This is a genomic window from Streptomyces sp. CHD11 (assembly GCF_018638295.1).
GTDB lineage: Bacteria > Actinomycetota > Actinomycetes > Streptomycetales > Streptomycetaceae > Streptomyces.
The window spans coordinates 1-338 of record NZ_JABTTS010000152.1 but is presented as its reverse complement, the minus strand read 5'-3'; the positions used below and the strand labels follow the sequence as shown (position 1 = coordinate 338).

General features: G+C 76.3%; 1 pseudogene. It reads left to right on the top strand.

The annotated features are described in order from the left end of the window. Positions 1–63 precede the first annotated feature (63 nt). Positions 64–338 (top strand): annotated as a pseudogene (locus HTV45_RS33555) (putative protein N(5)-glutamine methyltransferase); the annotation flags it as partial.

The following is a 338-nucleotide window of genomic DNA, read 5'->3' as shown; positions in this document are numbered from 1 at the left end:
CACCGTCGGCCTCACGACGCTAGAGCCGCGCGGAAGCACGCCGAAGGCTTCCGAAAGGCTGTCATGTCTCCCTCCCCCGGCACTTCTTCATCCCTCGGCGCGGACGCCTGCGCTCCGCCCCCCGCCGTACCGCCCGCCGCCGTCGCCGAGGCCACCGTCCGCCTGCGCGCCGCCGGCTGCGTCTTCGCCGAGGAGGAGGCGACCCTGCTGGCCGAGGCGGCCGCCTGCGGCGATGGCGGCGGCCTCGCCGCGCTCGACCGGCTGGTGGAGCGGCGGGCTGCCGGGCATCCGCTGGAACACGTCGTCGGCTGGGCCGAGTTCGCGGGGCTGCGGATCAC